Genomic DNA, 8,167 nt, shown 5'->3' with positions numbered 1-8,167 from the left:
ATAACGCCATTCTCCCTTAACTTTGATATAAGTTTCATCCAAATGCCAAGATAAGCGTGCGGATTTATTTTTCACTTTCCAAATTTGATAGATGAGATTTCCATATTCATGAACCCATCGCATGATGGTTGTTGGGTGAACAGAAATACCACGTTCTTGCAGGATTTCAGATACATCGCGATAACTTAAAGAAAAACGGCAATAGTAGCCTACAGCTACTAAAATAATCTCTTTCTTGAATTGTTTTCCTTTAAAATATCTCATGTCTGATTCTCCTATATCCTGTTTTCTAGAGTGTAGCTTCATGTAGAAAACTTTGCAACAGAACCGTCTCGCCACATTGCTATCAAGCTAATATTTTGAAGTATCCCTAAAATGAAAATTTCCTTTCTCTACAGTTAGTTATTTGGAGAAATCAGCTCCTTTTTTCGTTTTTAAGTGTTTACTTTTCTTAAGTTGATGGGTATGTGGCGGTACCCCATCGCCATCAAGCTAAAATTTTATAGTACCCCCCAGAACGAAAATTTGTGCTAACTTGTAACAAAAAATATATATTTTTAGAACGTACTACAACTTCTGTTTGGCTACTAAAGTAGCCAAACAGACAAGGTCAACGCCAGCTCAGAAACTAGGTTTAACCGATAAACAATTTACTTTAAACGATATTCTATACTTTAAATAAACTGGGCAATCATCCTATTTTAAAAAGGATGATTTTTTAGAGGTTCCTGTGGAATTTCATGTTAAACTTAATATAAGGATTATGAAAATTCAATCTTCAATAAACGGGCAGGATTATTGAACAAGTTTTATGAACTTTAGTGGTAGCATCATTAGTGAAATGCTTTATAACAACTAATTAAGGAGGGATAGAATATGAGAAATAACTTTCAAATCGTTGCGTTACAAGAGAAGGAGTTTAATAACCTATTTCTAATGAATGAAGAAGTATTAAAAAGTATTGGGGCAGTCAAAATAATAGCAAATAAAAATCCTGGATATCCTTGCAGGATAAGTTTGAAGGATGCAGAGGTAGGAGAAGAGGTAATCTTACTGAATTACCAATATCATAGTGTTAATTCGCCTTATAAAGCAAGTGGTCCTATATTTATACGAAAGGGAGCAACTACCGCTAAGCTAGATGTAAATGAAATTCCGCATATGTTACATCATAGGTATCTATCTGTACGCGGCTACAATGCTGACTCAATGATTGTAGAAGCAAGGGTTACAGAAGGTGTAAATTTAAGAGAAAATATAGATGAAATTTTTGATAATAAAGAAGTAGAATATATTCACATTCTTAACGCTAAACCAGGATGCTATAACTGCCTTGTTAATAGAGTGTAAAAAAATTGGAAATCAAACTTCTATTATCCTATAAGGGGTACCACCAAATCGCTATTAAGCTAATACAACAAAATCCCCCCCTAAAATGAAAAAATACGCTATTCTTTCTGTAGAATCATAGGAAAGGATGGCGTTTTTGTATGTCTATTTCTGTATCCGATGAATTACAACTATTTGCTCAAGAGATTCAAAGCTGTTTATCTCCAAATATCTTACGAGATCTTGCTAGAGATGTTGGTTTTGTACAACGAACTAGTAAGTATCAAGCGAAGGATTTAGTCGCTTTATGTGTATGGATGAGTCAAAATGTCGCTGCGACTTCTTTAACTCAGTTATCTAGCTGTTTAGAAGTATCAACAGAAGTACTCATCAGTCCTGAGGGACTGAATCAACGATTTAATAAAGCGGCTGTCCAATTCTTACAACACATACTAGCTGAACTACTAAACCAAAAATTGGCCTCATCTATGCTCATTTCTTCTCCATATACTTCTGTTTTCAAGCGTATCCGTATTTTAGATTCAACTGCATTTCAAATCCCAGATCCCTTTTCATTCGTTTATCCGGGTGCAGGAGGATGTAGCCATACAGCGGGAGTGAAGATTCAGCTTGAGTATGATTTATTAAGTGGACAATTCCTTCATATTCATACAGGTCCAGGTAAACAACATGATCGAACCTACGGTTCCCTGTGTGTCCCAACTATAACAGCGAATGATTTATGTATCCGAGATTTAGGCTATTTTCATTTAAAAGATCTTCAACATATACAAGATAAAAAGGCTTACTATATCTCACGTATCAAATCGAATACACGTATTTATCAAAAAAATCCTAACCCTGATTATTTTCAAGATGGCAGAATCAAGAAAGGTACAGAGTATATCCAGATAGATATGGAGGTTTTAATGAACTCTCTTCAACCAGGACAAACATGTGAAATATCCAACGCTTATGTAGGAATGAATGATAAAATCCCAACTCGTGTGATTGTTCATCGACTAACAAAAGAACAACAAAAAAAACGATTACAAGATCAAACTGTAAGAGAAAAAAAGAAAGGAATGAAGTATTCCGCTCGTAGTAAACGACTTAGCGGTATCAATGTATATATGACAAATACTCCTACAGATATTGTTCCAATGGGACAAGTACATGATTGGTATTCTTTACGTTAGCAAATCGAGATTTTATTTAAAACGTGGAAATCATTCTTTCATATTCATCATTGTAAAAAGATAAAACGAGAACGATTGGAATGCCATTTGTATGGGCAATTGATTGCCATTCTACTATGTTCTTCTACCATGTTTCAAATGCGGCAATTACTTCTTATGAAAAAGAAACGAGAACTGAGTGAATATAAGGCCATATATATGATTAAAGATTACTTTCTTCTTCTTTTCCAAGCTATACAGAAAGACACCCAAGAGCTATCAAAGATTCTAATTCGCCTGTTTAACCTCCTACAGCAAAACGGGAGAAAATCTCATCGATATGAGAAGAAAACAGTCTTTGATATATTAGGTGTCGTTTACAATTGTATCATGTCTGATAATCAAGCGGCTTAATTCAAAAAAATGAAACCCGTTAGGGCTTATTTCGCATGCAAATCTTTAAATTCCCTACACGTGGTCTTTAGAAAAAAGAAGCAACCCCTACTATGATTGACGTTGTATGAGCTTAGCTTGATAGCGATGTGGCGGTACCCCATGCCCATCAACTTAAGAAACTTCACTACCCCCAAATGCAAAAAAACGCTATTCTTTCTAAAAAGCTAACTAGAAAGGATGACGTCTTTTTTATTTTATAGATAGATTAATAGCCTGAAATATCTACTTCTGCGGCTGAGGCATATCCATTTATTCCGTTTACTACCTCTAATTTCACATATTTAGCAGATACGGGTTTAAATGTTGCAAATTGTTGTTTCGTGCTATTTTCCCATGTTCCAGAAGTTACCTTTTGATAGTTAACACCATCTGTACTTGTGTAAAATTAGGTCAACAATTTTAAAAAATGACTTGTATGCATTAAAACTAATTTTTTTAATATAATAGGGCTTTATTAAGGTTAATTATCAAAGATATATAAATAAAAGATGCTTATATAATTAGATAAATTCTAATTTAGCAATTGACAATTGCTAGGTGAAGATATAAAATCAAAATAGTTTACTGGTAAACAATAATTAGATAAAAAAGATAAAGAAAGGTAGAAACATTTAATGAAAAAGGACATAAAGCAGACAATCTACGATAATTATTTACATTTGTTACATCTCAATGAACAAAAGGCAGATAAGGATATTGAGACTTTTTTTAAGCAAGCAAAAATGGGAAAAATAGAACATGTACCGACAAATATGACAAGTATACACGTAATTGCCTGTATTGGTGAGAATCAACCAATAAATAATATTACAATTGCAAGGAAAATGAATTTATCTAAGGCGAATATCACAAAAATTAATACCAAATTAATAAAAGAAAATTTAATCACTCGTTTTCAATCAATTGATAATAAAAAGGAAGTATATTATCAACTAACTCCAGCAGGACAATCACTTTGTGAATTACATCAGAAAATTCATGATCAGAAAGAAAATGAATTTTATCAGTTTGTCGATTCATTTTCCGAAATTGAACAAAACGCAATTTTGAAGTTTTTACAAAAAATTAACGATAAAATGTTGGGAAAATAAAGTTATTTTAACTTAAATAAGTTAGCTAATTATTAATAATCTTTTAGGAGGGATAGCATGAACCGTGTTAAATCAAGTGCTTCTTTTATATTTGTTGTGTATTAGTGCTTTTTTCGCTTCTTTAAACCAAAATATTTATTCTCCTATAATCCCGATAATTCGGGATTCATTCCAAGTGTCTATAACAATGGTTAACCTTTCAGTTTCCATATTTATTTTTATTACGGCAATTATGCAAATTGTTTTTGGTTCTATAATTGATTTTAAAGGAGCTAGGACCATCCTTATTCCAAGTATTATTTTAACAATTATAGCGAGTATTGGTTGTGCAATTACAAGTAACTTTACGGTGTTTTTAATTTGTAGAATTTTACAGGCTGTAGGAACAGCTGCAATACCACTTATTGCAGCAACTACAATTGGTTCTATATTTCAAGGAGAACAACGAGGAAGTGCAATGGGTACATATCAAACCATGTTATCCATTGCCCCTGCTGTTGCACCTGTGTTAGGAGGTTTTATTGGAGAAAAATATAATTACCCAGGTGTTTTCTGGCTACTTGTAGCAGTATCTGTAATTCTATTCATCACTAATTGGATATATTTCCCTAAGGATCGTATAGGAAGTAAAAATGAATTGAGTGGGAAAACACTTATATCTCACTATGCTGCTATATTTAAAAGCAAAGTGGGCAGTTCCATATTAATATTAAGTTTCTTTGCATTTTTTCTTTATTTCTCCTTCATTGTTTACTTACCAATTTTATTAACAGATCATTATCAATTATGTTTACAGGTAGTGGGTTTACTTTACTTACCAATGGCTATAAGTTTAATAATTGGTAGCATGATTTTTAAAACAATTCAATCAAAAATTTCACAAAAAAAGCTTTTTATAACTGGAAATGTAGTCTTAGCTTTGAGCGTTATATTATTTGCTGTGACACACTCGAATACTTTAATTGGCGTAACAGTTGCTTTAACTCTCCACGGAATATCAATTGGTATCCTCACTCCTTTATTTGCTACTATGATTGCAAATGAATTTGAACATAATAGAGGAAGTGCAATGGGAATGTTTAACTTTATTAGATATATGGGAATGGCTGTAGGACCAATTGTTTCGGGATTATTATTAGCACATTTCAAGCCTACAGTTGTATTTACTCTAATTGGAGGATTTTTTATTTTTCTCTCTTTTGGCATGCTTATACGGATTAGTAAGAGGTCTATTAAAATTGTGCCAAAACAAGAAAATCTAAAATAAGAAAATGATCTATGATTTCAGCATATAAAATTAATATATAAACTATACAGTTAAATTATTAACCATAATGGGGTACCGCCACATTGCTATCAAGCTAAGCACATACAACATCAAGTATAGTGTAGAGGTTGTTTCTTTTTTCTAAAAGCTACGTGTACAGAATTTAAAGATTTGCATGTGAAATAAACCCTATCGGGTTTCATTTTTTGAATTAGGCCACTTGATCATCAGACATGGTACAATTGTAAACGACACCTAATATATCAAAGACTGTTTTTTTCTCATACCGATGAGATTTTCGCCCGTTTTGCTGTAGGAGGTTGAACAGACGAATGAGAATCTTTGATAGTTCTTGGGTGTCTTTCTGTATGGCTTGATAAATAAGAGGAAAATGATCTTTAATCATATATATGGCCTTATATTCACTTAGTTCTCGTTTCTTTTTCATAAGAAGTAATTGACGCATTTGAAACATAGTAGAAGAACAGAGTAGAATGGCGATCAGTTGCCCATACAAATGGCATTCTAATCTTTCTCGTTTTATCTTTTTACAATGGTGAATACGAAAGAATGATTTCCATGTTTTAAATAAAATCTCGATTTGCCAACGTAAAGAGTACCAATCATGTACTTGTCCCATCGGGACAATATCTGTAGAGGTGTTTGTCATATATACATTGATACCACTGAGACGTTTACTACGAGGGGAATACTTCATTCCTTTCTTTTTCTCTCTTACAGCTTGATCTTGCAATCGTTTTTGTTGTTGTTCTTTTGTTAGCCGATGAACAATCACACGAGTTGGTACTTTATCTGTCATTCCTACATAAGCGTCGGATATTTCATATGTTTGTCCTGGTTGAAGAGAGTTCATTAATGCCTCCATATCTATCTGTATATACTCTGTACCTTTCTTTATTCTTCCATCCTGAAAATAATCAGGTGTGAGATTTTTTTGATAAATACGTGTATTGGATTTAATACGAGAGATATAGTAAGCCTTTTTATCTTGTATATGTTGAAAATCTTTTAAGTGAAAATATCCTAAATCACGGATACATAAATCATTTGGTGCCACAGTTGGGACACACAGAGAACCATAGGTTCGATCATGTTGTTTACCTGGACCTGTATGGATATGTAGGAATTGTCCGCTTAATAGGTCATATTCAAGCTGAATTTTCATCCCAGCAGTATGGCTACATCCTCCCGCCCCAGGATAAATGGGTGCAAATATATCTGGAAGCTGAAATGCGGTTGAATCTAAAATACGAATACGCTTGAAAACAGAAATGTATGGAGAAGAAATTCGCATAGATGAAGTTAATTTTTTATTTAGAAGGTTAGTCAATATATGTTGTAAAAACTGAACGGATGATTTATTAAACCGTTGATTCAGTCCCTCCGGACTGATGAGTACTTCTGTGGATGCTTCTAGACAGCTAGATAACTGAGCTAAAGAGGTTGTAGCGATATTTTGACTCATCCATATACATAAAGCAACTAAATCTTTTGCTTGGTATTTACTAGTTCGTTGTACGAAACCAACATCTCTAGCAAGGTCTCGTAAAATATTTGGAGATAAAAAACGTTGAATCTCTTGAGCAAATAGTTGTAATTCATCAGATACAGAAATAGACATACAAAAACGCCATCCTTTCCTATGATTCTACAGAAGCAAACGTAAAGTAACTCCAAAATATACAATAAAAGTTGATTTTGAAGTTATTTTCTGTTTAATTTGTATCTTGGATAATTGTTTGTAAAATAGATTCCCATATGTTAGGATCGTCGGGTAAGAAATGTCCTGCATCTTTCATATAATGGGTTGTTACATGAGGGGTAGCTGAGGCTACTTTTTTTATTTCTTTTATTGAAGATAAAGTGTCGGCTGTACCGTGCCAAATATGGATAGGAATGGAAATATCTTGAAAATTGAATCCCCAATATTTTGCTAAGAGAGCAGGTTCTGCTACTGCTTCATCTACACTATTTCTTAATGCTTCTTTCATATGGATCATAGATAACTTAATATCTTCATCTGTTTGAATAAATTGTTGATCCCATTTGCATAAATGTGCATTTCCCTTTTTCATCCCCTGTATATATTTTTCAGGGTTCTTTTCCATTTGCTTTTTTTGAGTACGATATGCCCATTTTAATAGCAAAGGTAGTCGTTTGGAGATAAAGAAAGCAATCCGATTTTCACGGCACATACTAGCTGGCGGCTTTTCATTTTCAAACGGAGTTGCACTAGAAACCATCTGTACGGATTGTAAGCGTTCAGGGATTTGGTAAGCACAAGCAGCTGCATAAGCGCCTCCTCCTGAAACACCTATAATAGAAAAAGTTTGGAGCTTTAGTTGATCTGCTAATTCATTTACATCTTCTGCCCAATCCAGAACTGTTCGATTCCGTTTTGAATCAGAGAGCCCGTAGCCAGGTCTATCTATTGAAAGAAGTCGTATCCCTAATCGTTTTGCTACCATATCATCTGTTAATGACCAAATTCTTGAACCGGGTGTACCGTGGAATAACATGACTGGTAATCCGTTTGTTTTACCATATTCAATGTAAGCTAAATTGCGCCCATCTTGTAAAGTTATGATGTGATCTTTCATATTATCTACTCCTCTAACAAATTATAAACCGACTGTTCAGTCTAATTTTATAATAGGAGAAGTTTATTTGTAAATACTGGAATTACATTATTTTCATTCATGTTGTAATTTATTAGATATAGAAATAAACATACAAAAGTTCCATCCTTTCCTATGATTCTATAGAAAGAATAGCGTATTTTTTCATTTTAGGGGGTATTTTGTTTTGTTAGCTTGATAGCGATG

At 33.3% G+C, this 8,167-nt stretch carries 5 protein-coding genes and 3 pseudogenes; 4 read left to right on the top strand and 4 right to left on the bottom strand.

Going from position 1 to position 8,167, the window contains the following annotated elements; all coding sequences use genetic code 11:
* Positions 1 to 264: pseudogene (locus tag BLV40_RS27135) on the bottom strand (IS6 family transposase); the annotation flags it as partial.
* Between the two features lie 612 nt (positions 265 to 876).
* Here BLV40_RS27135 and BLV40_RS27130 point away from each other — a divergent pair.
* A complete protein-coding gene (locus tag BLV40_RS27130) occupies positions 877 to 1,350 on the top strand; it encodes a DUF1203 domain-containing protein (protein ID WP_001245414.1) in 474 nt (157 codons plus the stop codon).
* A 140-nt stretch (positions 1,351 to 1,490) separates the two neighbouring features.
* Positions 1,491 to 2,921, top strand: a pseudogene (locus tag BLV40_RS27125) (IS4 family transposase).
* A 247-nt stretch (positions 2,922 to 3,168) separates the two neighbouring features.
* Here the strand turns inward: BLV40_RS27125 and BLV40_RS29865 are convergent.
* Positions 3,169 to 3,345, bottom strand: a pseudogene (locus BLV40_RS29865) (discoidin domain-containing protein); the annotation flags it as partial.
* Between the two features lie 232 nt (positions 3,346 to 3,577).
* On the opposite strand from BLV40_RS29865, the gene BLV40_RS27120 reads away from it, so the two are divergent.
* Positions 3,578 to 4,054, top strand: a complete 477-nt coding sequence (locus BLV40_RS27120) for a MarR family transcriptional regulator (RefSeq protein ID WP_090695710.1) — start codon at positions 3,578 to 3,580, stop codon at positions 4,052 to 4,054.
* Positions 4,055 to 4,118: 64 nt separating this feature from the next.
* Positions 4,119 to 5,321, top strand: a complete 1,203-nt coding sequence (locus BLV40_RS27115) for an MFS transporter (RefSeq protein ID WP_170833725.1) — start codon at positions 4,119 to 4,121, stop codon at positions 5,319 to 5,321.
* Positions 5,322 to 5,532: 211 nt separating this feature from the next.
* On the opposite strand, the gene BLV40_RS27110 is transcribed toward BLV40_RS27115, so the two are convergent.
* Both BLV40_RS27110 and BLV40_RS27105 read right to left on the bottom strand, forming a co-directional pair.
* On the bottom strand, positions 5,533 to 6,963 hold the full coding sequence (locus BLV40_RS27110; RefSeq protein ID WP_090695708.1) for an IS4 family transposase: 1,431 nt from the start codon (positions 6,961 to 6,963) through the stop codon (positions 5,533 to 5,535).
* 94 nt (positions 6,964 to 7,057) lie between these two features.
* On the bottom strand, positions 7,058 to 7,942 hold the full coding sequence (locus BLV40_RS27105; protein WP_090690721.1) for an alpha/beta fold hydrolase: 885 nt from the start codon (positions 7,940 to 7,942) through the stop codon (positions 7,058 to 7,060).
* Between the last annotated feature and the right edge of the window lie 225 nt (positions 7,943 to 8,167).

Source organism: Bacillus sp. 166amftsu (assembly GCF_900107445.1).
GTDB classification, from domain to species: domain Bacteria; phylum Bacillota; class Bacilli; order Bacillales; family Bacillaceae_G; genus Bacillus_A; species Bacillus_A arachidis.
Note: the sequence above shows the minus strand (reverse complement) of the source record. Positions and strands in the feature narration are given on the sequence as shown.

Excerpts from the sequence above, each read along its gene's own strand:
- BLV40_RS27120 (WP_090695710.1), top strand. The coding sequence starts at position 3,578 with ATGAAAAAGGACATAAAGCAGACAATCTACGATAATTATTTACATTTG.
- BLV40_RS27110 (WP_090695708.1), bottom strand. The coding sequence starts at position 6,963 with ATGTCTATTTCTGTATCTGATGAATTACAACTATTTGCTCAAGAGATT.
- BLV40_RS27130 (WP_001245414.1), top strand. The coding sequence starts at position 877 with ATGAGAAATAACTTTCAAATCGTTGCGTTACAAGAGAAGGAGTTTAAT.
- BLV40_RS27105 (WP_090690721.1), bottom strand. The coding sequence starts at position 7,942 with ATGAAAGATCACATCATAACTTTACAAGATGGGCGCAATTTAGCTTAC.